Raw genomic sequence first — 25,292 nt, 5'->3', positions numbered from 1 at the left:
CCGCTCCCTTCTCCTCTCCCCATCCCTCCCCCCCCCCCCCCCCCCCCCCCCCCCCCCCCCCCCCCCCCCCCCCCCCCCCCCCCCCCCCCCCCCCCCCCCCCCCCCCCCCCCCCCGGACCGGTTGGAGCGGGCGACGGGAATCGAACCCGCGTAGCTAGTTTGGAAGACTAGGGCTCTACCATTGAGCTACGCCCGCAATACCGCGCCGCACGTCGGTGACCGCGGCACTGGAGGCATCGTAGCGGGTCGCCCGCCGCCGAGGCCAACGACTTCGACCACGACGGCCGAGCGGGGTGCGGCGGTCCCGCGGGACGGGGCCGCGCCGAGGGGCGGCTCACCCGTACGGCCCCCCGCCCGCCGCCCCGCGTGTCGCCCCCGGTAATCCGGCCGCCGCGACCGGCCGGGGCATGTACCCTACGTGTCGCACACCAGACGGGGTGTGGCGCAGCTTGGTAGCGCGTCCGCTTTGGGAGCGGAAGGCCGTGGGTTCAAATCCCGCCACCCCGACCACCTGCACACGACGTCGTGAAGATCGCCTTTTGGGGCGCTGACCGGCTGCGGTTACTATGCAAGCTGCGCGCCCGTGTGTCCTGGCCCCCACGGCCTACGTACTCGTCCGGGCGGCGAATCCGCCGGACCTGTCTGGCTCCGGCAGAAACCAAGAAGTCAGCCACAAGGAGACCGAACCGTGAAGAGCGCCGTGGAGACCCTGAACCCGACCCGGGTTCGGCTCACTGTCGAGGTGCCCTTCGAGGAGCTCAAGGACAGCCTCGACGCGGCGTACAAGAAGATCAACCAGCAGGTCACGGTGAAGGGCTTCCGCAAGGGCAAGATCCCCGCCCGCGTGATCGACCAGCGGTTCGGCCGCGGTGCGGTGCTGGAGGAGGCCGTCAACGACGCGCTGCCGAAGTTCTACACCGAGGCGGTCAACGAGGCCGAGCTCAACCCGCTCGGCCAGCCCGATGTCGACATCACGGAGCTGAAGGACGGCGAGACGCTGAACTTCACCGCCGAGGTCGACATCCGCCCGGCCCTGGAGATCCCGGACTACTCCGGTATCGAGGTCGAGGTCGACGCCGTCGAGGTCACCGACGAGGACGTCGAGAAGTCGGTCGAGCAGCTCCGCGAGCGCTTCGCCTCCACCACCCCGGTCGAGCGCGCGGCCGAGGACGGCGACGTCGTCACGATCGACCTGGAGGCCAAGGTCGACGGCGAGGTCCTGGAGGACGGCATCGCCAACGGCGTGTCCTACACCATCGGCTCCGGTGAGCTGCTGGAGGGCATCGACGACGCCGTGAAGGGCCTGGAGGCCGGTGGCGAGGCCACCTTCACCTCCGAGCTGAAGGGCGGCTCGGCCGCCGGCAAGGAGGCCGAGGTCACCGTCAAGGTCACCCAGGTCGCCAAGCGTGAACTGCCCGAGCTGGACGACGAGTTCGCGCAGCTCGCCTCCGAGTTCGACACGCTGGAGGAGCTGAGGGCGGACAGCCGCAAGCGCCTCGCCAACATGAAGCAGTTCGACCAGGCCACGCAGGCCCAGGAGCGCGTCCTGGAGAAGCTGCTGGAGCTGGTGGAGGTCCCCGTCCCCGAGAAGCTGCTCGAGGACGAGATCAACACCCGCAAGCACAACCTGGAGCACCACCAGCTCGCCCAGATGGGCCTGACCCTCGACAAGTACCTGGAGATCCAGGGCAAGACCGCCGAGGAGTTCGAGACCGAGACCCGCGAGGCGGCGGTCAAGGGCATCAAGACCCAGTTCGTCCTGGACGAGCTGGTCAAGAAGGAGCAGCTCAACGTCAACCAGGAGGAGCTCACCGAGCACCTCATGCGGCGTGCCGCCTCCTCCGGCATGTCCCCCGACCAGTTCGCCCAGGCGGTCGTCGAGGGCGGCCAGGTTCCGCTCCTCGTCGGCGAGGTCGCCCGCGGCAAGGCCCTGGCCGTCGTGGTCGAGGCCGCCACGGTGAAGGACACCAACGGCGAGGTCGTCGACCTGGACGACGAGGAGGAGGAGACCGAGGCCGCGGCCGGGGCCTCCGAGTCCGCCGAGGAGAACGCCGAGGGCTGAGCGGCAGCCCTGCGGCGCCTGTAAGGCGCGTACGACGGGCCCCGGGGACTGTCCCCGGGGCCCGTTCGCGCACCCGGGGCCGCGGCCGGGCCCGGGTGCGCGGGGGACCGCGCGACGGGCCGCGACGCGTCCGCGGCCCGGCGGCCGCACCGCTTTTCGCGCACCGCGCCCGGCATCCGGCGAAGTCCCGCGCGCTACGCCCCCGGCGAACACTCCCATCTCCGGGATTCCCCGACGGAGCCTGAGCGTTAGGGTCCATGAATACGGGGGCAGGGGAGTCTCCTGACACCCCCCGCCAAGCCTCCGGCAGGACGACGTGAGACGGCCCGGCGCCGTCGTAAGACGAGCAGGTGGATACGTGACGAATCTGATGCCCTCCGCCGCCGGCGAGCCTTCCATCGGTGGTGGCCTCGGCGACCAGGTCTACAACCGGCTGCTCAACGAGCGGATCATCTTCCTCGGCCAGCAGGTTGACGACGACATCGCCAACAAGATCACGGCGCAGCTGCTGCTCCTTGCCGCCGATCCGGACAAGGACATCTACCTCTACATCAACAGCCCCGGCGGCTCGGTGACGGCCGGCATGGCGATCTACGACACCATGCAGTACATCCCGAACGACGTGGTCACCATCGCCATGGGCATGGCGGCCTCGATGGGCCAGTTCCTGCTCACCGGCGGCGCCGCCGGCAAGCGTTTCGCCCTGCCGCACGCGGACATCATGATGCACCAGGGCTCCGCCGGCCTCGGCGGCACGGTCTCGGACATCAAGATCCAGGCCGAGTACCTGATGCGCACCAAGAAGCGCATGTCGGAGCTGACCGCGCTGCACTCCGGCCAGACGGTCGAGGCGATCATCCGCGACGGCGACCGCGACCGCTGGTTCACCCCGGAAGAGGCCAAGGAGTACGGTCTCATTGACGAGATCATCACGCACGCCTCGGGTGTTCCGGGCGGCGGCGGCACCGGTGCCTGACCGGCCCGGCCACGCCACGCACCGCCGAGACCGAAGCCCCCAGAACGCCACCAGGACGGTGAACACCCCATGAGCAACTTCCCCGGCGCCGCCAGCGGCATGTACGAGGGCCCCCGGCCCGACAGCCGCTACGTCATCCCGCGCTTCGTCGAGCGCACCTCCCAGGGCATCCGCGAGTACGACCCGTACGCGAAGCTCTTCGAGGAGCGCGTGATCTTCCTGGGCGTCCAGATCGACGACGCCTCCGCCAACGACGTCATGGCGCAGCTGCTGTGCCTGGAGTCGATGGACCCCGACCGGGACATCTCGATCTACATCAACAGCCCCGGCGGCGACATGACCGCGCTGACGGCGATCTACGACACGATGCAGTTCGTGAAGCCCGACATCCAGACGGTCTGCATGGGCCAGGCGGCCTCCGCCGCGGCCATCCTGCTCGCCGCCGGCACGCCCGGCAAGCGCATGGCGCTGCCGAACTCCCGCGTGCTGATCCACCAGCCGGCGGGCTCCACCGGCCGCGGTCAGCTCTCCGACCTGGAGATCATCGCCAACGAGTTCACCCGGATGCGCGAGCAGCTGGAGAACATGCTGGCCAAGCACTCCAACCGGCCGCTCGAGAAGGTCCGCGAGGACATCGAGCGCGACAAGATCCTCACGGCCGAGGAGGCGCTGGAGTACGGCCTCGTCGACCAGATCATCTCCACCCGCAAGCTGAACAACGCCGCCGTCCGCTGACGCGGAACGCGGCACCCCGAGCCCCCCTTGGCGCGGTGCACGGCAAAGTGAACCCTGCCAAGGGGGGCCCGAACACCGGGCCCGGCAAGGTACCGTCGGACATAAGGCAGCACCAGGAGCCGCTGGACTCATGACGTCCAGGCGTCTCCCAGGCGAAGGGGAAGCACACCGTGGCACGCATCGGTGACGGCGGCGATCTGCTCAAGTGCTCGTTCTGCGGCAAGAGCCAGAAGCAGGTCAAGAAGCTCATCGCAGGGCCCGGTGTGTACATCTGCGACGAGTGCATCGATCTCTGTAACGAGATCATCGAGGAAGAGCTCGCGGAGACCAGCGAGGTGCGCTGGGAGGAGCTGCCCAAGCCCCGCGAGATCTACGAGTTCCTCGAGGGGTACGTGGTCGGCCAGGAAGCCGCCAAGAAGGCGCTCTCCGTCGCGGTGTACAACCACTACAAGCGGGTCCAGGCGGGCGAGAACGGCGGCGCGAGCGGCCGGGACGACGCGATCGAGCTGGCGAAGTCCAACATCCTGCTGCTCGGCCCCACGGGCTCCGGCAAGACCCTGCTCGCGCAGACCCTGGCGCGCATGCTGAACGTCCCGTTCGCGATCGCCGACGCCACCGCGCTGACCGAGGCGGGCTACGTCGGCGAGGACGTCGAGAACATCCTGCTGAAGCTGATCCAGGCGGCGGACTACGACGTCAAGAAGGCCGAGACCGGGATCATCTACATCGACGAGATCGACAAGGTCGCCCGCAAGAGCGAGAACCCGTCGATCACCCGGGACGTCAGCGGCGAGGGCGTGCAGCAGGCACTGCTGAAGATCCTGGAAGGGACGACGGCCTCGGTCCCGCCGCAGGGCGGCCGCAAACACCCGCACCAGGAGTTCATCCAGATCGACACGACGAACGTGCTGTTCATCGTGGGCGGTGCCTTCTCGGGCCTGGAGAAGATCATCGAGGCGCGGGCCGGCGCCAAGGGCATCGGCTTCGGCGCCACGATCCTGTCCAAGCGGGAGCTGGAGGCCAAGGACGTCTTCGAGGACGTCATGCCGGAGGACCTGGTCAAGTTCGGCATGATCCCCGAGTTCATCGGCCGGCTGCCCGTGATCACGTCCGTGCACAACCTGGACCGCGAGGCGCTGCTGAAGATCCTGGTCGAGCCCCGCAACGCCCTGGTCAAGCAGTACCAGCGCCTGTTCGAACTGGACGGGGTGGAGCTGGACTTCGAGCGCGAGGCGCTGGAGGCCATCGCCGACCAGGCGATCCTGCGCCAGACCGGCGCCCGCGGCCTGCGCGCCATCATGGAGGAGGTCCTCCAGGGCGTGATGTACGAGGTCCCGTCCCGCAAGGACGTCGCCCGCGTGGTCATCACCGCCGACGTGGTCCTCTCCAACGTCAACCCCACCCTGATCCCGCGCGACGCCCGCGGCCGGGGCCCGGGGGAGCAGAAGACGGCGTAAGCGCCGGACACGGACGCGAAGAAGGGGCCCCGGCCGACCGGGGCCCCTTCGCCGTCTTCGCCGTCGCTAAAGGGCGTCAGGCCTTGACGCGGACCTCACCGCGGAACTTGGCGACGGTCTCCGCGTCGGTCGCCGGGTCGCTGCTCCGGCCCGCCGCGAGGTTGGCGATGTCCATCGGCATGACCAGGCCGAGGGTGCTGTGGTCGCCCCAGATGCAGATGCTCATCGTGACGTCCTTCGGCCCGCCGCTGTCCGCGCCGGTGGGGGCGCTGGCCTGCTGGCACTTGAGGACCGCGCCGTCGAGCCCGGCCGGCGTGTACGCCTTCGGCTCGCCGTTCAGGGTGACCTCGCTGTCCTTCTCCTCCGTGGCCTTGGTCTTCATGTAGGCGAACATCGCGTCGACGGCCTTCTCGGGGTCGTCGATCGTGCCGTACACGCCGGCGAACTGGAGCATCTTCTTGCTCAGCGGGTTGTCGTCGTCGCCGGACTCGTACTGCGCGCTGACGTCCTTCGGATCGTGCACGCCCCACTTCTCGGCGTCCTTCAGATCCTTCTTCGTCATCGTGTCGCCGTTGCCGTCCTTCTTCTTGTACTCGGTCAGCACCGTCGCCGGCGTCGTCAGCTTGTGGGGGCCGTCGTCCGCCACACCGCCGTCGCCGCCGCCGCTGCCGCCGAGCACGAAGTACGCGCCGACCGCCAGCGCCGCCACCACGGCCACCGCGCCGACGATCAGACCGGTCTTCTTCTTCCCGCCGGCCGGCTGCGGCGGCTGCGGCGGCACGCCGTAGGGCTGCTGGCCGTAGGGGCCGGGCTGCTGGCCGTACGGGCCCGGCTGCGGGGGCGTGCCCTGCGGGGCGCCCTGCTGGGGGTAGCCGTACCCCGGCTGCGGCGCCGGAGGGGCCTGCTGGGGGTAGCCGTAGCCGGGCTGGGGAGCCTGCGGCTGCTGGCCGTAGGGGCCCGGCTGGCCGTACGGCCCAGGCTGCCCCGGCTGGCCGTACGGACCCGGCTGCTGGGGCGGCTGGCCGTACGGGCCCGGCTGGTTGTCGCTCATTCCTGGGTTCCCCTCCAGAAGCTTATGTGTTCCTGACATCCTGGCCCAGGCCAGGGAAACGCACGGCACCGGGGGCCGCACCGTTACAGAACAAACGCGTTTCGGGACCACCCCGTGACACCTCTAAACTGGCCCCCGTGACCGACAACGCTCAGCAGCAGCCCTCCGCGCCCGACACCGAACTGCCGACCCAGTACGCGCCGGCCGATGTAGAGGGGCCGTTGTACGAGCGCTGGGTGGAGCGGGGTTACTTCGAGGCGGACGCGAAGAGCGACAAGCCGCCGTACACCATCGTCATCCCGCCGCCGAACGTCACGGGCAGCCTGCACCTCGGGCACGCCTTCGAGCACACGCTGATCGACGCGCTCACCCGCCGCAAGCGCATGCAGGGCTACGAGACGCTGTGGCAGCCCGGCATGGACCACGCCGGCATCGCCACGCAGAACGTCGTCGAGCGCGAGCTGGGCAAGGAGGGCAAGTCCCGCCACGACCTGGGCCGCGAGGCCTTCGTGGAGCGCGTCTGGCAGTGGAAGGGCGAGTCCGGCGGCCAGATCTCCGGCCAGATGCGCCGCCTCGGCGACGGCGTCGCCTGGTCCCGTGAGCGCTTCACCATGGACGAGGGCCTGTCCCAGGCCGTCCAGACCATCTTCAAGAAGCTCTACGACGACGAGCTGATCTACCGCGCCGAGCGCATCATCAACTGGTGCCCCCGCTGTCTCACGGCCATCTCGGACATCGAGGTCGAGTACCAGGACGACGACGGCGAGCTGGTCTCCATGCGCTACGGCGACGGGGACGAGTCCATCGTCGTCGCCACCACCCGCGCCGAGACGATGCTCGGCGACACCGCCGTCGCCGTCCACCCCGACGACGAGCGCTACAGGCACCTCGTCGGCAAGCTCATCCGGCTCCCGCTGACCGACCGCTCCATCCCGGTCGTCGCCGACACCCACGTCGACCCCGAGTTCGGCACGGGCGCCGTCAAGGTCACCCCGGCCCACGACCCGAACGACTTCGAGATCGGCCAGCGCCACGACCTGCCGTCCATCACCGTGATGGACGAGCACGCCGTCATCACCGTCCACGGCCCCTTCCAGGGCATGGACCGCCTGGAGGCCCGCTCCGCGATCGTCGCCGCGCTGCGCGCCGAGGGCCGGATCGTCGCCGAGAAGCGGCCCTACGTCCACTCCGTCGGCCACTGCTCGCGCTGCAAGACCACCATCGAGCCGCGCCTGTCGATGCAGTGGTGGGTCAAGGTCGGCCCGCTGGCCAAGGCCGCCGGCGACGCCGTCCGCGACGGCAAGGTCAAGATCCACCCGCAGGAGATGGAGAAGCGGTACTTCGACTGGGTCGACAACCTCCACGACTGGTGCATCTCGCGCCAGCTGTGGTGGGGCCACCGCATCCCGGTCTGGTACGGCCCGAACGGCGAGGTCGTCTGCGTCGGCCCCGACGAGCAGCCGCCGACGGGCGAGGGCTGGCACCAGGACACCGACGTCCTCGACACCTGGTTCTCCTCCGGCCTGTGGCCGTTCTCCACCCTCGGCTGGCCCGAGCGCACCGAGTCGCTCGCGAAGTTCTACCCGAACTCCGTCCTGGTCACCGGCTACGACATCCTCTTCTTCTGGGTCGCCCGGATGATGATGTTCGGCCTGTACGCGATGGACGGCACCCCGCCGTTCCACACCATCGCCCTGCACGGCATGGTCCGCGACCAGTTCGGCAAGAAGATGTCGAAGTCCTTCGGCAACGCGGTCAACCCGCTGGACTGGATGGACAAGTACGGCTCGGACGCGCTGCGCTTCACGCTGGCCCGCGGCGCCAACCCGGGCGTCGACGTGCCGATCGGCGAGGACTGGGTCCAGGGCTCCCGCAACTTCGCCAACAAGATCTGGAACGCGACCCGCTTCGCGCTGATGAACGGCGCGACCGTCCAGGGCCCGCTGCCGGACCCGGCGAAGATGTCCGCGACCGACCGCTGGATCCTCTCCCGCCTGAACTCGGTGGTCGCCGAAGTCGACGCGTACTACGACGACTTCCAGTTCGCCAAGCTGTCCGACGCCCTCTTCCACTTCGCCTGGGACGAGGTCTTCGACTGGTACGTCGAGCTGTCCAAGACCGTCTTCCAGGCGGGCGGCGAGCCGGCCGAGGTCGCCAAGCGGGTCCTCGGCGAGGTCCTCGACGTCACCCTCAAGCTGCTCCACCCGGTCGTCCCGTTCGTCACGGAGACCCTGTGGACCACGCTGACCGGCGGCGAGTCGGTCGTGATCGCCGACTGGCCGGCCGACAGCGGCTTCCGTGACGCGGCGGCCGAGCAGGAGATCTCCACCCTCCAGTCGGTCATCACCGAGGTCCGCCGCTTCCGCGCCGACCAGGGCCTGCAGCCCGGCCAGCGGGTCCCGGCCCGCCTGACCCTGGACGGCACGGCCCTCGCCCCGCACGAGGCGGCCATCCGCCAGCTGCTGCGCCTCCAGCCCGAGGGCGAGTCCTTCACGGCCACGGCGACCCTGCCGGTGGCGGGCGCGCAGGTCGCGCTCGACCTCTCCGGCACGATCGACGTCGCCGCGGAGCGCAAGCGCCTGGCGAAGGACCTGGCCGCGGCGGAGAAGGAGAAGGCCCAGGCCACGGCCAAGCTCGGCAACGAGGCCTTCCTCGCCAAGGCCCCCGACCAGGTCGTGGACAAGATCCGCACCCGCCTCGCCAAGGCGGACGAGGACATCGCCCGCATCACCGCGCAGCTGGAGAGGCTGCCGCAGGCGTAGTACCCGCGCGAAAGCCCCCGGTGCCGGTGCGCGCCGGGGGCTTTCGCGCCCCCCGCGAGGGGTGCGGTGAAGCCACCGCACCCTTTGTCCGCCCGCCTCCGTAGACTGGGCCCCGTGAGCGACCCGAACGGTACCGAGCAGCCCGACCCCCTCGACAGCTTCGACGAGATCATCGAGGCCGAGACCACCCGCGACCCCGACCTCGCGGTCATCGAGGCCGGCAGCCGCACCCTGCGTACCCAGGGCGGCACGCCCCAGGCCGACGTACCCGCGCGCCCGGAGGACCCGGAGGTCGACAAGGCGCTCCGCGAGGTCGAGGCGGAGCTGGCCACCCGCTGGGGCGAGACCAAGCTGGAGCCCTCGGTCAGCAGGATTTCCGCGCTGATGGACGTCCTCGGCGAGCCCCAGCGCTCGTACCCCTCGATCCACATCACGGGCACGAACGGCAAGACCTCCACCGCCCGCATGATCGAGGCCCTGCTCGGCGCCTTCGAACTGCGCACCGGCCGCTACACCAGCCCGCACGTGCAGTCGGTCACCGAGCGGATCAGCCTGGACGGCGCCCCGGTCTCCGCCGAGCGGTTCGTGGAGACGTACCAGGACATCAAGCCGTACGTCGAGATGGTGGACGCGCAGCAGGAGTACCGGCTCTCCTTCTTCGAGGTCCTCACCGGCATGGCGTACGCCGCGTTCGCGGACGCCCCGGTGGACGTCGCCGTGGTCGAGGTCGGCATGGGCGGCTCCTGGGACGCCACGAACGTCATCGACGGCGACGTGGCCGTGGTGACCCCCATCTCCCTGGACCACACCGACCGGCTCGGCGGGACGCCCGCGGAGATCGCCGGCGAGAAGAGCGGCATCATCAAGCAGGACGCGACCGTCATCCTGGCCCAGCAGCCGGTGGACGCGGCGCAGGTGCTGCTGAAGAAGGCCGTCGAGGTGGACGCCACCGTCGCCCGCGAGGGCCTGGAGTTCGGCGTCGTCGCCCGGCAGGTCGCCGTCGGCGGGCAGCTGCTCACCCTGCGCGGCCTCGGCGGCGAGTACCCGGAGGTGTACCTGCCGCTGCACGGCGGCCACCAGGCGCACAACGCGGCCGTGGCGCTCGCCGCCGTGGAGGCGTTCTTCGGCGTCGGCGCGCAGCGCGCGGAGCCGCTGGACATCGACACCGTCCGCAAGGCGTTCGCGGCCGTCTCCTCCCCGGGCCGCCTGGAGGTCGTACGGCGCTCCCCGACGGTCGTGCTGGACGCCGCGCACAACCCGGCGGGCGCCGAGGCCACCGCGGAGGCGGTGCGCGAGGCGTTCGACTTCACCCGGCTGATCGGCGTCGTGGGCGCGAGCGGCGACAAGGACGTGCGGGGGCTGCTGGAGGCCTTCGAGCCGATCTTCGCCGAGATCGTCGTCACCCGGAACTCCAGCCACCGCGCCATGGACGCGGACGAGCTGGCCGCGATCGCCGTCGAGGTGTTCGGCGACGAGCGGGTGCAGGTCGAGCCCCGGCTGCCGGACGCCCTGGAGGCCGCGATCACGCTGGCCGAGGAGGAGGGCGAGTTCGCCGGCGGCGGTGTGCTGGTGACCGGTTCCGTCATCACGGTCGGCGAGGCCCGGCTGCTGCTGGGGAAGGGCTGAGAACGATGCGTACGCTCTGTGCGTCGACCCTGATCGGCGAGTTCTTCGTCATCGGCTTCGCCGGCCTGGTCGCCATGAAGGACCCGGACCTGGCCACGTCGACGGTATGGCTGGTCAGCGGCATCGCCATGGTGCTGTGCCTGCTGCTGTGCGGCATGGTGACCCGGCCCGGCGGGGTGGCCCTCGGCTGGGCCCTGCAGATCGCCCTGATCGCCTCCGGTGTGTTCGTGCCGGCCATGTACTTCATGGGCGCGGTCTTCGCGGCGCTGTGGTGGGCATCGGTGCACTTCGGGAGAAAGGTGGACGAGGCGAAGGCCGGCTTCGCGGCGCGGTCGCAGGCGTCCTCCTCCTCGGCTGACGCTGCGTAACGGGCGCCCCGGCACGCCCTGTAACCTCGTGCCACCGCACCCGTAAGCCGTGTAAGGAGCCCCTCGTGAGCCAGCGCACCCTTGTCCTCCTCAAGCCCGACGCCGTCCGTCGCGGGCTGACCGGCGAGATCATCGGCCGTATCGAGCGCAAGGCCGGCTGGAGGATCACCGCGCTGGAGCTGCGCACCCTGGACCGCGCCACGCTGGAGCAGCACTACGCCGAGCACGTGGGCAAGCCGTTCTACGAGCCGCTGGTGGAGTTCATGTCCTCCGGGCCGGTCGTCGCGCTGATCGTGGAGGGCGAGCGGGTGATCGAGGGCGTGCGTCAGCTGGCGGGCCCGACCGACCCGATCGCGGCCGCGCCCGGCTCGATCCGCGGTGACTTCGGCGTGATCGTCCGCGAGAACCTGATCCACGCCTCGGACTCGGAGGAGTCCGCCGAGCGCGAGGTGAAGATCTTCTTCCCGGGCCGCGCGTAGGGCCGGCGGCGGCCCGCGGAGAAGGTCCGGGCCCGGTCCCGGGCCTTTACCGCGCTTTCCCGCGGACGTCGCCGCACGGTCCGCGCATTTGAGGGAACGCGCGCCCCCGAACGCCCGTCTCCACAAGCGGGGCGGCACGCCATCTGGTGACAATGGCGGAGACCCTCGCGCAGTGTTCGTGCAGGCGCGTTTACGATGGAAGCCTTCACGTCACAGCACCCGCCTCGCCGACCTGACATGCCTTCAAAAGCGCAGGGAGGCCAGATGAATCCGGATGGGGAACTCAATGTCGTTCATCGGCCGTGACATGGCTGTCGACCTCGGGACCGCCAACACGCTGGTGTACGTCAGGGGTCGCGGGATCGTACTGAACGAACCGTCCGTCGTGGCGATCAACACCAACACGGGTGGGATCCTCGCGGTCGGTGCCGAAGCGAAGAAGATGATCGGCCGGACGCCGGGCAACATCGTGGCCGTGCGCCCGCTGAAGGACGGCGTGATCGCCGACTTCGAGATCACCGAGCGGATGCTCCGCTACTTCATCCTGAAGATCCACAAGCGGCGGTACCTGGCCCGGCCGCGGGTCGTGGTCTGCGTGCCCTCGGGCATCACGGGCGTCGAGCGCCGCGCGGTCATCGAGGCGTCCTCGCAGGCCGGCGCCCGCCAGGTGCACATCATCGAGGAGCCCATGGCCGCCGCCATCGGCTCGGGTCTGCCGGTGCACGAGGCCACGGGCAACATGGTGGTGGACATCGGCGGCGGCACCACGGAGGTCGCGGTCATCTCGCTCGGCGGCATCGTCACCGCCCAGTCCATCCGCGTCGCCGGGGACGAGCTGGACAACGCGATCATCCAGTACATCAAGAAGGAGTACAGCCTGCTGCTGGGCGAGCGCACCGCCGAGCAGATCAAGATCACGATCGGTTCGGCGTACGACCTGGACGCCGACGAGCACACCGAGGTCCGCGGCCGGGACCTGGTGTCCGGGCTGCCGAAGACCGTCGTCATCTCGGCGGCCGAGGTCCGCAAGGCGATCGAGGAGCCGGTCAACGCGATCGTGGACGCGGTCAAGACCACCCTCGACAAGTGCCCGCCGGAGCTGTCCGGCGACATCATGGACCGGGGGATCGTGCTGACCGGCGGCGGAGCGCTGCTGCGCGGGCTGGACGAGCGGCTGCGGCGGGAGACCGGAATGCCGATCCACATCGCCGAGGACCCGCTGGACAGCGTCGCGCTCGGTTCCGGCAAGTGCGTCGAGGAGTTCGAGGCGCTGCAGCAGGTTCTGGACGCCCAGCCGCGCAGATGAGGCGACTCCGCCATTCCGCCGTACGAGACGTTCTCCTCTCGTGCGGCGGATCGTTGATATAGAGGCATAAGCTCCACCAATTGGGCCTCGCCGGTTTGCGCCGCACCATTCGCGTTTTCCAGGGGCCCGCCGAATTCCTACTTGAGGAAGGGCACGGCCGCCGCACGTGAGGGACACGAAAGAGAGCCGGCTGCTCCTGGTCCTGCTGGTCGCCATCGCGTTCGCGCTGATCACGGTGGACATCCGCGGAGGGCGGAACTCCCCGGTCGACGGTGCCCGGCACGCCGCCGCGGCGGTGTTCGGCCCGGTCGAGGACGGGCTGTCCGGCGCGGTCGACCCGGTCGGCGACGCCGTCTCGGCCGTCCGCGACTCGGGCAGCCGGCACGACCGGCTCGCCGCGCTGGAGAAGGAGAACGCGGCCCTCAAGGCCAAGCTCGGCAGCGACGACCGCAACCGCAGCCGCCTCAAGCAGCTCGACAAGCTGATGAAGATCGCCGGCGAGGGGCAGTACGCCATCAAGGGCGCCGAGGTCATCGCCATCGGGTCGGCGCAGGGCTTCTCCTGGACCATCACCATCGACGTCGGCGCCAACGACGGCATCAAGCGGGACATGACGGTCCTCAACGGGGACGGGCTGGTCGGCCGGGTCACCACCGTCGGTCCCGGCACGGCCACCGTGCTGCTCGCCAACGACCCGGACTTCACCGTCGGCACCCGCATGGAGGGCAGCGACGAACTCGGCTTCGCCTCCGGCCAGGGCGACCGGCCGCTGCGCGTGGAACTGCTCAACGGCAAGGCGGAGGTGAAGAAGGGCGACCGGCTCGTCACCTTCGGCTCGCAGTCCGACAAGCCGTTCGTGCCCGGCGTCCCGGTCGGCGTGGTCTCCCGCGTCGACCCCTCCGGCGGCGGCCTGACCCGCACCCTGTCCGTCACCCCGTACGTCGGCTTCACCAAGCTCGACATCGTCGGCGTGGTCGTGCAGGGCCCCGGGAAGGACCCGCGGGACACCGTGCTCCCGGCCAAGCCGAAGCCGGTGCCGACGCCGACGGTGACCGTCACCGTCAACCCGTCGGCCGGCGCCCCCACTGCGGACACCGACAGCACCGACAGCACCGACACCGCCAGCGACGAGCAGCAGTAGGAGCCGAATCCCATGCGTGTCAACCGGATCCTGCTCTCCAGCGCGCTGGTCGTGGTGGCCCTGGTGATCCAGGTCAGCGTCCTGGCCCGGCTGCACCTGCCGGGCGCGGTGCCCGACCTGCTGCTGCTCACCGTCCTCGGCCTGGCGATGGTGTACGGCCATGTCGGCGGCGCCCTCGTGGGCTTCGGCGCGGGCCTGCTCGCCGACCTGGCCCCGCCCGCCGACCACGCGGCCGGCCGCTACGCCCTGGTGCTGTGCGTCACCGGGTACTTCGCCGGGCTGATCCGGCCGGAGAAGGGCCGGCTGAAGTCGGCGACCGGGCCGATGGCCGTCGTGGTCGCCGCCGCCGTCGGCTCCACCCTGCTCTACGCCGGGGTGGGCGCCCTGGTCGGCGACACCGCCGCCCGCCATGTCGGCCTGCCCGGGCTGCTGTTCTCGGCCGCCCTGTACGACCTGCTGCTCGGCCCGTTCGTGGTGCCCGGCGTGATGTGGCTCGCCCGTCGCGCCGACAACGACCCGCTCGGTGAGACCGGCCCCGCCGCGGGCGCCGGGGACATCTCCGCCGGCTGGCTCTCCTCCGGCACGGGACTGCGCGTCGGCGGGCAGCGCGGCGGTATCGGCGCGCTGAAGGCCAAGGCCCGCTCCCGGTCCGCGCGGGTCGGCCGCATCAAGGGGGTCAAGCGGCTGTGACCGGCGACGAGTTCGCACCCGGCAGGTTCACTCGAACGGGTCGGCTTTCCTGGAACGCGCGTTCACGGACCGCTCGTTCATCATGCGTACCGGGGCGGCGGGCCCGCCGCCCGGTGCCCCGCACACACACGGCACGCACGCACATGGCACGCACAGACGTCCGGGCGCGGACGTCCGCGCACTGAGAGGGGGAGACAGCCGCAGTGACCAACATTCCCGAGACCGGTCGGACCCCGCGGGTCCAGATCCGGCTCGTCGTGATCCAGATCCTCGTCCTCTCCCTCCTCGGCACGCTCGGCGGCCGGCTGTGGTACCTCCAGATCCGCCAGGGCGCGGAGTACCAGAAGGAGGCGTCCGGCAACCACGTCCAGCAGGTGGTCCAGCCCGCCGTGCGCGGGGACATCCTGGACGCCCGCGGGGTGCCCCTCGCGGACAACGAGACCCGGCTGGTGGTCTCCGCCTCCCGCACCGACCTGACCCGGCAGAAGGACGACGGCAAGGCCGTCCTGACCAAGCTGGCCGGCGTCCTCGGCATGAGCCCCGAGGAGGTCATGCTGAAGGTCCGGCTGTGCGACGCCAAGACGCCCCGGCCCTGCTGGAACGGCTCGCCGTACCAGCCGATCCCCATCACCGACGAGGCCACGCCCAAGCAGGCCCTGCAGATCCGCGAGCGCTCCGAGGACTTCCCCGGCATCACCGCCGAGCCCGAGGCCGTCCGGCGCTACCCGGGCCCGGGCAAGTCCAACACCGCGCAGGTGCTCGGCTATCTCTCGCCCGTCACCGACGACGAGATCCAGAAGGCCAAGGACACCGACTCGCCGTACCTGCGCTCCGACATGGTCGGCCGCTCCGGCCTGGAGCGGACGTACGACAAGGTGCTGCGCGGCAAGGCGGGCGTGACCCGCTACGAGGTCGACAACCTCGGCCGGGTCATCGGCAAGGCCGAGTCGGACGCGGCCGAGCCCGGGGCGAACCTGGTCACCAGCATCGACAGCCGCGTCCAGCGGGTCGCCGAGTACGAGCTGGACAAGGCGATGAAGGCCGCCCGCCAGCAGTACGACAAGATCACCGGCACCAACTACAAGGCCGACTCCGGCGCCGTGGTCGTGATGGAGGCCAAGACCGGCCGGATCGTCGCGATGGCCTCCGCCCCGACCTACGACCCGAACGTCTGGGTCGGCGGCATCTCCGCCAAGGACTACAAGGCCCTCACCGGCAAGGACTCGGACTACCCGCTGCTGAACAGGGCCATACAGGGCCAGGCCGCACCCGGTTCGACCTTCAAGGTGGTCTCCACGGCCGCCGCCGTGGAGGCCGGCTACGCCTTCGACGGGCGCTACCCGTGCACCAGCTCCTACTCGGTGGGCAGCCAGGTCTTCAAGAACTTCGAGGGCGAGAACTTCGGCCCCATCTCCCTGGGCCGCGCCCTGGAGGTCTCCTGCGACACCGTCTTCTACTACCTGTCCGACAAGGAGTGGAAGAGGGACGGCGGCAGCAACCCCAAGGGCCGGCCGAAGGACTACTTCTACAAGGCCGCCCACCAGTTCGGCCTCGGCAAGGAGACGGGCATCGACCTGCCCAACGAGGTCACCGGCCGCGTCCCCGACCGCCGGTGGAAGGAGGCGTACTGGAAGGCCAACAAGGACGCCTGGTGCAAGTCCGGCAAGAAGGACGGCTCCTACGTCGAGAAGATCGCCTATGAGAACTGCCTCGAAGGCAACAAGATGCGCGAGGGCGACTCGATCAACTACTCCATCGGCCAGGGCGACACGCTCGTCACCCCGATCCAGGAGGCCGTGATCTACGGCGCCGTCGCCAACGGCGGCACGATGTACCAGCCGACCATCGGCAAGGCGATCATCAGCCCCGACGGCAGGACCGTGCGGGAGATCAAGCCGAAGAAGCGCGGGAAGCTCCCCGTCAGCCAGGCCACCCTCAAGGGCATGGACGACGCCTTCGCGGGCGTCATCACCCGGGGTACGGCGGCCTGGAAGTTCGGCGGCTGGCCCCAGGACAAGATCCCGCTGCACGCCAAGACCGGCACGGCGGAGGTCTACGGCAAGCAGACCACCTCCTGGCTGGCCACGTACTCGAAGGACTACACGGTGATCATGACGATCGCCCAGGCCGGTACGGGTTCCGGCGCCTCCGGTGAGGCCGTGCGCAACATCTACAGCGCGCTCTACGGCGTCCAGGGCGACGGCTCCGTCGACAGCGGCAAGGCGCTGCTGCCCGAGCCGCAGAAGAGCCTGCCCAAGGTCCGCACGGACGGCACCATCGCCGCCCCGAAGGTCACCGGCGACCCGGCCAAGGACGCCGAGACCGCGCAGAAGGACAACCCCACCAACGGCGACGGGCAGCAGCCCGCGGGCACCACCCCGTCGCCCACGACCGGCAACCGCGACACCCGCAGGCGCCGCGGGCAGCGGGCCCGGGGACGCCGGAGGATGCCCTCATGACCGGCACGAACAGCTTCTCCGTCTCCGGGTACGGCCCCGAGCGGGCCGGCTGGACCAGGCTCTTCGCCCGCGACTCGCTCACCCGCCGGCTGGACTGGCCGATCCTGCTCGCGGCCGCCGCGCTGTCCCTGCTGGGCTCGCTGCTGGTCTACTCGGCGACCCGCAACCGCACCGAGCTGAACCAGGGCGACCCGTACTTCTTCCTGCTGCGGCACCTGATGAACCTGGGCATCGGGGTCGCGCTGATGATCGCCACGGTCTGGCTCGGCCACCGCGCCCTGCGCAACGTCGTGCCGATCCTCTACGGCCTGTCGGTGCTCCTCGCCCTGGTCGTCCTCACCCCCCTCGGGGCGACCATCAACGGCCAGCGCAACTGGCTCGTCATCGGCGGTTTCTCGCTCCAGCCGGCCGAGTTCCTCAAGATCTCGATCATCCTCGGCATGGCCATGCTGCTGTCGGCCCGGGTGGACGCGGGGGACAAGCCGTTCCCCGACCACCGCACGGTCTTCCAGTCGCTGTGCCTGGCCGCCGTGCCGATCATGATCCTGCTGCTCATGCCCGACCTCGGCTCGGTGCTGGCCATGGTGGCGATCATCCTGGGCGTGCTGCTCGCCTCCGGGTCCTCCAACCGCTGGGTGTTCGGGCTGCTCACCGCCGGGGTGGTCGGCTGCGTCGCGATCTGGCAGCTGCACATCCTGGACGAGTACCAGATCAACCGGTTCGCCGCCTTCGCCAACCCGGACCTGGACCCCTCGGGCGTCGGCTACAACACCAACCAGGCCCGCATCGCCATCGGTTCCGGCGGCCTGACGGGCGCCGGGCTCTTCCACGGCTCGCAGACCACCGGCCAGTTCGTGCCCGAGCAGCAGACGGACTTCGTGTTCACGGTCGCGGGGGAGGAGCTGGGCTTCGTCGGCGCCGGCTTCATCATCTTCCTGCTCGGCCTGCTGCTGTGGCGCGCCTGCCGGATAGCGCGCGACTCGACCGAGCTGTACGGGACGATCGTGGCCGCCGGGATCGTCGCCTGGTTCGCCTTCCAGTCCTTCGAGAACATCGGCATGACCCTCGGCATCATGCCGGTCACCGGGCTGCCCCTGCCGTTCGTGTCGTACGGCGGCTCGTCGATGTTCGCCGTGTGGGTGGCCGTGGGGCTGCTCCAGTCGATCAAGGTGCAGCGGCCGATGTCGGCGTAGGGCCCCGGCAGCGGCGGCGCCCCCTGACGCATCGGCGCCGCCGCCGTTAGATTCGGGGCATGGCGGACGCGAAACGCGAGATCGAGCGCAAGTACGAATCCGACGGCAGCGGGCTGCCCGACCTGACCGGGGTCGGCCCGGTGGCCTCCGTCCTCGACCGGGGCCTGGTCGAGCTGGACGCCACGTACTACGACACCCCCGACGAACGCCTGTCCGCGGCCTCGCTCACCCTGCGCCGCCGCACCGGGGGCTCGGACGCCGGCTGGCACCTGAAGTTCCCCGTGGCCCCCGGCGTCCGCGACGAGATCCGGGCCCCGCTCGGCGACACCGTGCCCGAGGAGATCGCCGCCCTCGTCCGCTCCCGGGTCCGGGACCGCGCGCTGGTCCCGCTGGTCCGGCTGCGCTCGGCCCGGGACGTGCGGCACCTGCTCGACGCGCGGGGCGCCCTGCTGGCCGAGGCCAGCGTCGACACCGTGACCGCCGAGCGGCTCACCGGCCCGGGCGGCACCGCCCGGTGGACCGAGATCGAGGTGGAACTCGCCGACGACGGCGACCCGGCCCTCCTGGACCGGCTGGACAAGCGGCTGCGCGCGGCCGGCGTGCGGCCCTCCGCCGCCCCCTCCAAGCTGGCCCGCGCCCTGGCGGAGACCGCGCCGGACCACACCGGCAAGCCGGCCGCCCCCGCCGCGCCCGAGACGGCCGGCGACCACGTCCTCGCCTACCTGCGCGCCCAGCGGGACGCGCTGGTCGCGCTCGACCCCGCCGTGCGCCGCGGCATCCCCGACTCGGTGCACCGGATGCGGGTCGCCACCCGCCGCGCCCGCAGCACCCTGCGCACCTTCACCGCCGTCCTCGACCGCGCCGTCACCGGCCCCGTCGGCGCCGAGCTGAAGTGGCTCGCGGGCGAACTGGGCGTCGACCGCGACCAGGAGGTGCTGGCCGACCGGCTGACGAGCGCCCTCGACGCGCTGCCGCCCGACCTGGTCACCGGTCCCGTCCCGGAACGGCTCACCGCCTGGGCCGGGGCCCGCCGCGGCGCCCACGCCCATCTGACCGGCGTCCTGGACTCCCACCGCTATCTGGCCCTGCTCGACGCCCTGGACGCACTGCTCGCCGAGCCCCCGCTGCGCAGGGCGGCCGGCCGGAAACCCGGTAAGGCGCTCGGCAAGGCCGTACGCAAGGACGAGCGCAGGCTCACGGCCCTGATGGAGCACGCGCTCGCGCTGCCGCCGGGACAGGAGCGCGACCGCGCCCTGCACGAGGCCCGCAAGAAGGCCAAGCGCACCCGGTACGCGGCCGAGGCCGCCACCGGGGCCCTGGGCGGCCGCGCCCGCGCCCTCACCAAGGCCATGAAGGGCCTGACCACCCTGCTCGGCGACCACCAGGACAGCGTCATGGCCCGGCGCGTCCTGCGCGAGCTGGCCGCGGTGGCCCACGCGGCGGGGGAGAGCGCCTTCACCTACGGGCTGCTGTACGGCAGGGAGGAGAGCCGCGCGGCCGTGCTGGAGGCACAGCTGCCCGGGCGCTGGAAGGCGGCCGGCGGCGCGCTCTCCGGCTGAGCGTTCGGGGCGGCCCGCCGGGCGGGTTACGCTTGATGGTCCCCCCTGTCAGCTCATGAAGGTTCGCGAGATGCCTGTCGAGTCGGTTTTCCCGCAGCTCGAAGCTCTGCTCCCGCACGTGCAGAAGCCGATCCAGTACGTCGGCGGAGAGCTCAACTCCACGGTCAAGCCGTGGGACGAGTGCGATGTCCGCTGGGCGCTCATGTACCCGGACGCGTACGAGGTGGGTCTGCCCAACCAGGGCGTCATGATCCTCTACGAGGTCCTCAACGAGCAGGAGGGCGTCCTCGCCGAGCGCACCTACAGCGTCTGGCCGGACCTGGAGGCGCTGATGCGCGAGCACGGCGTCCCCCAGTTCACGGTGGACGGCCACCGCCCGGTGAAGGCCTTCGACGTGTTCGGGCTCAGCTTCTCCACGGAGCTGGGCTACACGAACATGCTCGCCGCGCTGGACCTGGCGGGCATCCCGCTCGAGTCCCGGAACCGCACCGACGAGGACCCGATCGTCCTGGCCGGCGGTCACGCGGCCTTCAACCCGGAGCCGATCGCCGACTTCATCGACGCGGCCGTGATCGGCGACGGCGAGCAGGCCGTCCTCGACATGACCCGGATCATCCGCGAGTGGAAGGCGGAGGGCCGCCCCGGCGGCCGCGAGGAGGTGCTCTTCCGGCTCGCGCGGACGGGCGGGGTGTACGTCCCGGCGTTCTACGACGTCGAGTACCTGCCCGACGGCCGGATCGCCCGCGTGGTGCCCAACCGCTCCGGCGTGCCGTGGCGCGTGTCCAAGCACACCGTCATGGACCTGGACGAGTGGCCGTACCCGAAGCAGCCCCTGGTACCGCTCGCCGAGACCGTCCACGAGCGGATGTCGGTGGAGATCTTCCGCGGGTGCACCCGCGGCTGCCGCTTCTGCCAGGCCGGCATGATCACCCGCCCGGTCCGTGAGCGTTCCATCACGGGCATCGGCGAGATGGTCGACAAGGGCCTGAAGGCGACCGGTTTCGAGGAGGTGGGCCTGCTGTCCCTGTCCTCCGCCGACCACAGCGAGATCGGCGACGTCGCCAAGGGCCTCGCGGACCGCTACGAGGACGACAAGATCGGCCTCTCCCTGCCCTCCACCCGCGTGGACGCCTTCAACATCGACCTGGCCAACGAGCTGACCCGCAACGGCCGCAGGTCCGGTCTCACCTTCGCCCCCGAGGGCGGCTCGGAACGCATCCGCAAGGTCATCAACAAGATGGTCTCGGAGGACGACCTGATCCGCACGGTCGCGACGGCGTACGGCAACGGCTGGCGCCAGGTGAAGCTGTACTTCATGTGCGGCCTGCCGACCGAGACCGACGACGACGTCCTGCAGATCGCCGACATGGCCACGCGGGTGATCCAGAAGGGCCGCGAGGTCTCCGGCTCCAACGACATCCGCTGCACGGTCTCCATCGGCGGCTTCGTGCCCAAGCCCCACACCCCGTTCCAGTGGGCGCCGCAGCTGTCGGCCGAGGAGACGGACGCCCGCCTGGCGAAGCTGCGCGACAAGATCCGCGGCGACAAGAAGTACGGCCGCTCGATCGGCTTCCGCTACCACGACGGCAAGCCCGGCATCGTGGAGGGCCTGCTCTCCCGCGGCGACCGCCGCATCGGCGCGGTGATCCGCGCGGTGTACGACGACGGCGGCCGGTTCGACGGCTGGCGCGAGCACTTCTCCTACGACCGCTGGATGGCCTGCGCCGACAAGGCGCTCGCCCCCTTCGGCGTGGACGTCGACTGGTACACCACCCGGGAGCGCACCTACGAGGAGGTCCTGCCCTGGGACCACCTCGACTCCGGTCTGGACAAGGACTGGCTCTGGGAGGACTGGCAGGACGCCCTCGACGAGACCGAGGTCGAGGACTGCCGCTGGACGCCGTGCTTCGACTGCGGTGTCTGCCCCCAGATGGACACCCACATCCAGATCGGCCCCACGGGCAAGAAGCTGCTGCCCCTGACGGTGAAGAACGCCGGCCCGGCGCCGGCCGCGAGCGGCCACACGCACTGAGGCCGCCCGCCCCGCGTCCCCTGAGCCCCCTCGCCCGGTCGCGAGGGGGCTCAGCGGCGTCCTCCGCCCGGCGCTGTGCATGATGAACATGCCAAAGTCGCATCCGAACGGCCGGTCCGCGCGTCTTTCCGGGCATGGATCTCCAGAAGCCGCCGGAGCCGCGCCACCAGGGCGAAGGATGCCTCGTCGTCGCCGTCCGCCTGCCCGTGCGGATCGTCGTCCTGGTGCTGGTCGTCCCGGTGCGGATGGCGTGGGACGTGCTCGTAGCCGCCGGGCGGCTGCTGCGGGACGCCGTGCTCAGGCCGCTCGGCCGGGCCCTCGCCTGGACCGGCACGGCCCTGTTCGTCCGGCCGTTCGTGGCCCTGTGGCGCCATCTCGTGATCCCCGTCGCCAGGGCGCTCGCCTGGCTCGCCAGGGTCCTCGTCGTCGTACCGGCCGTGTGGTTCCACCGGTACGTCCTCGCCCCCGCCGGGCGCGCCCTCGCCTGGCTGGCGCGCGGGGCCGGCGTCGGGCTCGCGTGGGTGTACGCGCGCGTGCTGGCCCCCGTCGGGCGCGCGCTGGCCCGGCTGCTGAAGGGCGTCGGCGCCGTACTGGCCGCGCTCGGGACCGGCGTCCGGACGGCCGCCGCCTGGCTGGTGCGGTACCTGGTCGGCGTCCCCGCCCGAGGGCTGTACACCTGGGTCCTCGCCCCCGTCGGCCGGGCCGTCGCCTGGTGCGCACGAGGCGTCGGATGGCTGCTGGGACTGCTGGTCACCGCGGTCGGCCTGGCCCTGTACTGGACCGCCCGCGTGCTGGTCGTGCTGCCCGCGCTCGCCCTGTGGCGCTGGGTCCTCGCCCCCGTCGGCCGGTTCCTCGCCCTCGTCGCCCGCGAGGTCCTGGGCGCCCTCGGGCACGCCTGGCGGATCGCCGGGCGGATCTCCCGCGCCGTCGGCCGCGCCCTCGGCACCCTCCTGCGGTGGATCCTCGTGGAGCCGGTGCGCTGGGCGTACCGCACCGTCCTCACCCCCCTCGGGCACGCCGTACGGGACGCCGTCCTGCGCCCCGTCGCCGCGGGCGTACGCGCGGCGGGCCGCCTCGCCCGCGAGGCGCTGACCACGGCCCGCGACACCGTGCGCCAGGCGCGCGCCGAATTCCGGCGCATGCTGTTCGGCACTCCCGGGCAACCGGTCGATGCGGACCGGCGGGAACCCGTGGGCCGCGACACACGTACTCTTGGTAGGAGCACGACCGCACTCACGAAGGACTGAGCGACACTGGGCAAGCGACAGCCCGAAGGCCCGCCGCCCGCACCCGCGGTGCAGCGCATTCGCCTGCGCTACACCAAGCGCGGCCGCCTGAGGTTCACCAGCCACCGAGACTTCCAGCGCGCCTTCGAGCGGGCGCTGCGCCGCGCCGAGGTGCCCATGGCGTACTCGGCGGGGTTCACACCGCACCCCAAGGTGTCGTACGCCAATGCCGCACCCACCGGCACGGGCAGTGAGGCGGAGTACCTGGAGATCGCGCTCACCGCACCGCGCGACCCGGAGACCCTGCGCGCCCTCCTCGACGAGTCGCTGCCCACCGGGCTCGACATCGTCGACGCGGTCGAGGCACGGACCTCCGGCCTCGCCGACCGGCTGACGGCCTCCGTATGGGAGCTGCGGCTGGACGGCGTCGAGCCCGCCGAGGCCGAGCGCGCGGTGGCGGCCTTCACCCGGGCCGGCGCCGTCGAGGTCCAGCGGATGACCAAGAACGGCGTCCGGACCTTCGACGCCCGCCCCGCGGTGGTGAGCCTGGAAACGCACGGCGCTCCGGCTGATAGGCCGAGCGACCGGCCCTGTGCGATACTGCGGCTGGTTGTTCGGCACGTGACGCCTGCCGTACGACCCGACGACGTCCTGTCCGGTCTCCGCGCCGTGGCCGACCTGGCGCCGCCGGTCCCCGCAGCGGTGACCAGGCTGGCGCAGGGGCTGTTCGATGAAGAGACCGGCACGGTGACCGACCCGCTCGCGCCCGACCGCGAGGCTGCCGGGGCCCTGACGGCCCAGCCGGCCGCCGCCGCGACGGCGCCGATGCCGGAAGGTCCCGCGTAGGGACGGACGTCGTAGCGCCGCCCTCGGACTCGGGAGCCACCTGGGTCGGGCAGCGCACCGACCAGAAGACTTTCGCCAGGCCGTACCGACAAGGCGTACGGAACCGGCGAGACAGGACACAGAGTGCTCCCGTGCGGCGCCCGCGCCCCGGACGGCGGCCACCGCGTATGACGCGGGCCGCGGACGTCAACGGCGGACGGTCCCCAGAGGCCGGCGCCGGACCAGGTGCGGCGCCCGGGAGCCTGACGGGAGATTCGCCCGCATGCTCGGACCGAACGAACCCCAAGAGGGTTCCGAACTGAACACCCCCAGCGACACCCTGCCCCCGCGCAGGCGTCGCCGTGCCGCCTCCCGCCCGGCGGGCCCGCCCGCCGCGGCGGCCGAGGCGCCCGCGGAGGTCACCGTGCCGGCCATACCGGCCGCGGAGACGGACGAGGTCGCCGAGGCCCTTGAGGCGACCGGTGCCGAAGAGACGGTGACCGAAGAGGCGGCGGAGGCCGCGGAGCCCGCCGCCGCGCGTCCGCGCCGCCGGGCCACGCGCCGCGCGTCGGCGCCCGCCGGTACACCGGCGACCGCCGAGGCCGCGGAGGCGGCCGAGACCGTCGTCCCGGCCGCGTCCACCGCCGAGCCGGCCCCCGCCGTCGCCGAGGCCGGTGCCGTCGTCGTCGGCGAGGAGGCCGCGCCGCGCCGCACCCGGCGCCGGGCCACGCGCAGCGTGGCCACGCCGCCCGCCACCACGGAGCACACCGACACCGCTCCGGCCGCCGAGGCGCCCGCCGAGACTGGGGCCGCCACGGCCCGGACGCCCGCCGAGGACGCTCCCGCCGCGCGCCCGCGCCGCCGGGCCACGCGCCGCGCGTCGGCCGACGCCGCCACGCCGGTCCCCGCCGAGGCCGCCGAGACCGTCGCCCCGGCCGCCGCCGGGACGGAAGCGGCCGAGGAGCCGGTCGTCGAGGAGGCGGCTGAGGTTGCTTCCGCGCGTCCGCGTCGTCGGGCGACGCGTCGTGTGTCGGCGCCCGCCGGTGCGCCGCAGGGTGTCGAGGAGGTGTCGGCTGCCGAGGTGAGTGAGTCCGCGGCTCCGGCTGTGCAGGAGCCGGCTGTCGAGGAGGCGGCTGAGGTTGCTTCCGCGCGTCCGCGTCGTCGGGCGACGCGTCGTGTGTCGGCGCCCGCTGGTGCGCCGCAGGGTGTCGAGGAGGTGTCGGCTGCCGAGGTGAGTGAGCCCGCGGTCCCGGCTGTGCAGGAGCCGGCTGTCGAGGAGGCGGCTGAGGTTGCTTCCGCGCGTCCGCGTCGTCGGGCGACGCGTCGTGTGTCGGCGCCCGCTGGT

Annotated in this window: 18 protein-coding genes, 2 tRNA genes and 1 pseudogene; 19 read left to right on the top strand and 2 right to left on the bottom strand. The window is 71.6% G+C overall.

Translation table 11 applies throughout. The annotated features are described in order from the left end of the window. Positions 1-122 precede the first annotated feature (122 nt). Positions 123-196: transfer RNA gene (locus ACZ63H_RS34285), tRNA-Gly, on the bottom strand. Positions 197-433: 237 nt separating this feature from the next. Here ACZ63H_RS34285 and ACZ63H_RS34280 point away from each other — a divergent pair. From ACZ63H_RS34280 to clpX, 5 genes are all read left to right on the top strand, one after another. Then, a tRNA-Pro gene (locus ACZ63H_RS34280) sits at positions 434-510 on the top strand. A 178-nt stretch (positions 511-688) separates the two neighbouring features. Next, positions 689-2,062, top strand: coding sequence for a trigger factor (tig, locus tag ACZ63H_RS34275; RefSeq protein WP_469871861.1), 1,374 nt, complete (start codon positions 689-691; stop codon positions 2,060-2,062). A gap of 370 nt (positions 2,063-2,432) precedes the next feature. Next, a complete protein-coding gene (locus tag ACZ63H_RS34270) occupies positions 2,433-3,038 on the top strand; it encodes an ATP-dependent Clp protease proteolytic subunit (RefSeq protein ID WP_051009690.1) in 606 nt (201 codons plus the stop codon). 69 nt (positions 3,039-3,107) lie between these two features. Beyond that, positions 3,108-3,773: an ATP-dependent Clp protease proteolytic subunit gene (locus ACZ63H_RS34265; protein ID WP_030608200.1), complete on the top strand. Its 666-nt coding sequence runs from the start codon at positions 3,108-3,110 to the stop codon at positions 3,771-3,773. A 170-nt stretch (positions 3,774-3,943) separates the two neighbouring features. Further along, positions 3,944-5,230 (top strand): ATP-dependent Clp protease ATP-binding subunit ClpX, encoded by a 1,287-nt coding sequence (gene clpX / locus ACZ63H_RS34260; protein WP_318203555.1) that lies wholly within the window; start codon positions 3,944-3,946, stop codon positions 5,228-5,230. Between the two features lie 76 nt (positions 5,231-5,306). On the opposite strand, the gene ACZ63H_RS34255 is transcribed toward clpX, so the two are convergent. Further along, a complete protein-coding gene (locus ACZ63H_RS34255; protein ID WP_469871858.1) occupies positions 5,307-6,281 on the bottom strand; it encodes a hypothetical protein in 975 nt (324 codons plus the stop codon). A 137-nt stretch (positions 6,282-6,418) separates the two neighbouring features. Between ACZ63H_RS34255 and ACZ63H_RS34250 the strand changes: the two genes are divergently transcribed. The 14 genes and pseudogenes from ACZ63H_RS34250 to ACZ63H_RS34185 all read left to right on the top strand — a co-directional run. Beyond that, positions 6,419-9,043, top strand: coding sequence for a valine--tRNA ligase (locus ACZ63H_RS34250; protein WP_469871856.1), 2,625 nt, complete (start codon positions 6,419-6,421; stop codon positions 9,041-9,043). Positions 9,044-9,157: 114 nt separating this feature from the next. Further along, on the top strand, positions 9,158-10,669 hold the full coding sequence (folC, locus tag ACZ63H_RS34245; protein ID WP_469871854.1) for a bifunctional tetrahydrofolate synthase/dihydrofolate synthase: 1,512 nt from the start codon (positions 9,158-9,160) through the stop codon (positions 10,667-10,669). A 5-nt stretch (positions 10,670-10,674) separates the two neighbouring features. Beyond that, positions 10,675-11,037 (top strand): DUF4233 domain-containing protein, encoded by a 363-nt coding sequence (locus ACZ63H_RS34240; RefSeq protein ID WP_469871852.1) that lies wholly within the window; start codon positions 10,675-10,677, stop codon positions 11,035-11,037. A 65-nt stretch (positions 11,038-11,102) separates the two neighbouring features. Further along, positions 11,103-11,516: a nucleoside-diphosphate kinase gene (ndk, locus tag ACZ63H_RS34235; protein ID WP_189995379.1), complete on the top strand. Its 414-nt coding sequence runs from the start codon at positions 11,103-11,105 to the stop codon at positions 11,514-11,516. A gap of 286 nt (positions 11,517-11,802) precedes the next feature. Further along, positions 11,803-12,822 (top strand): rod shape-determining protein, encoded by a 1,020-nt coding sequence (locus ACZ63H_RS34230; RefSeq protein WP_031158632.1) that lies wholly within the window; start codon positions 11,803-11,805, stop codon positions 12,820-12,822. A 166-nt stretch (positions 12,823-12,988) separates the two neighbouring features. Beyond that, a complete protein-coding gene (mreC, locus tag ACZ63H_RS34225) occupies positions 12,989-13,963 on the top strand; it encodes a rod shape-determining protein MreC (protein ID WP_469871850.1) in 975 nt (324 codons plus the stop codon). A gap of 12 nt (positions 13,964-13,975) precedes the next feature. Further along, positions 13,976-14,653, top strand: a complete 678-nt coding sequence (gene mreD / locus ACZ63H_RS34220; protein ID WP_469871848.1) for a rod shape-determining protein MreD — start codon at positions 13,976-13,978, stop codon at positions 14,651-14,653. A gap of 203 nt (positions 14,654-14,856) precedes the next feature. After that, the gene (gene mrdA / locus ACZ63H_RS34215; RefSeq protein WP_469871846.1) at positions 14,857-17,112 is read left to right on the top strand and encodes a penicillin-binding protein 2; all 2,256 of its coding nucleotides are present in this window, start codon (positions 14,857-14,859) and stop codon (positions 17,110-17,112) included. Continuing rightward, a complete protein-coding gene (rodA, locus tag ACZ63H_RS34210) occupies positions 17,109-18,305 on the top strand; it encodes a rod shape-determining protein RodA (RefSeq protein WP_469871844.1) in 1,197 nt (398 codons plus the stop codon). The genes mrdA and rodA overlap by 4 nt, the downstream gene beginning before the upstream one ends. 59 nt (positions 18,306-18,364) lie before the next feature. Further along, entirely contained in the window at positions 18,365-19,864 is a 1,500-nt protein-coding gene (locus ACZ63H_RS34205; protein WP_469871842.1) for a CYTH and CHAD domain-containing protein, read from the top strand. 70 nt (positions 19,865-19,934) lie between these two features. After that, entirely contained in the window at positions 19,935-21,896 is a 1,962-nt protein-coding gene (locus tag ACZ63H_RS34200; RefSeq protein WP_469871840.1) for a TIGR03960 family B12-binding radical SAM protein, read from the top strand. Between the two features lie 134 nt (positions 21,897-22,030). Further along, positions 22,031-23,143 carry a hypothetical protein gene (locus tag ACZ63H_RS34195; protein WP_469871838.1) on the top strand — a complete coding sequence of 371 codons (1,113 nt, stop codon included), beginning with the start codon at positions 22,031-22,033 and terminating at the stop codon, positions 23,141-23,143. A gap of 48 nt (positions 23,144-23,191) precedes the next feature. Continuing rightward, positions 23,192-23,968: a TIGR03936 family radical SAM-associated protein gene (locus ACZ63H_RS34190; protein WP_469871836.1), complete on the top strand. Its 777-nt coding sequence runs from the start codon at positions 23,192-23,194 to the stop codon at positions 23,966-23,968. Between the two features lie 262 nt (positions 23,969-24,230). Next, positions 24,231-25,292: pseudogene (locus ACZ63H_RS34185) on the top strand (Rne/Rng family ribonuclease); the annotation flags it as partial.

The organism is Streptomyces sp. NPDC104831, from assembly GCF_055583025.1.
The sequence above is the reverse complement of the archived record's forward strand: the minus strand, read 5'-3'. Positions and strand labels throughout refer to the sequence as shown.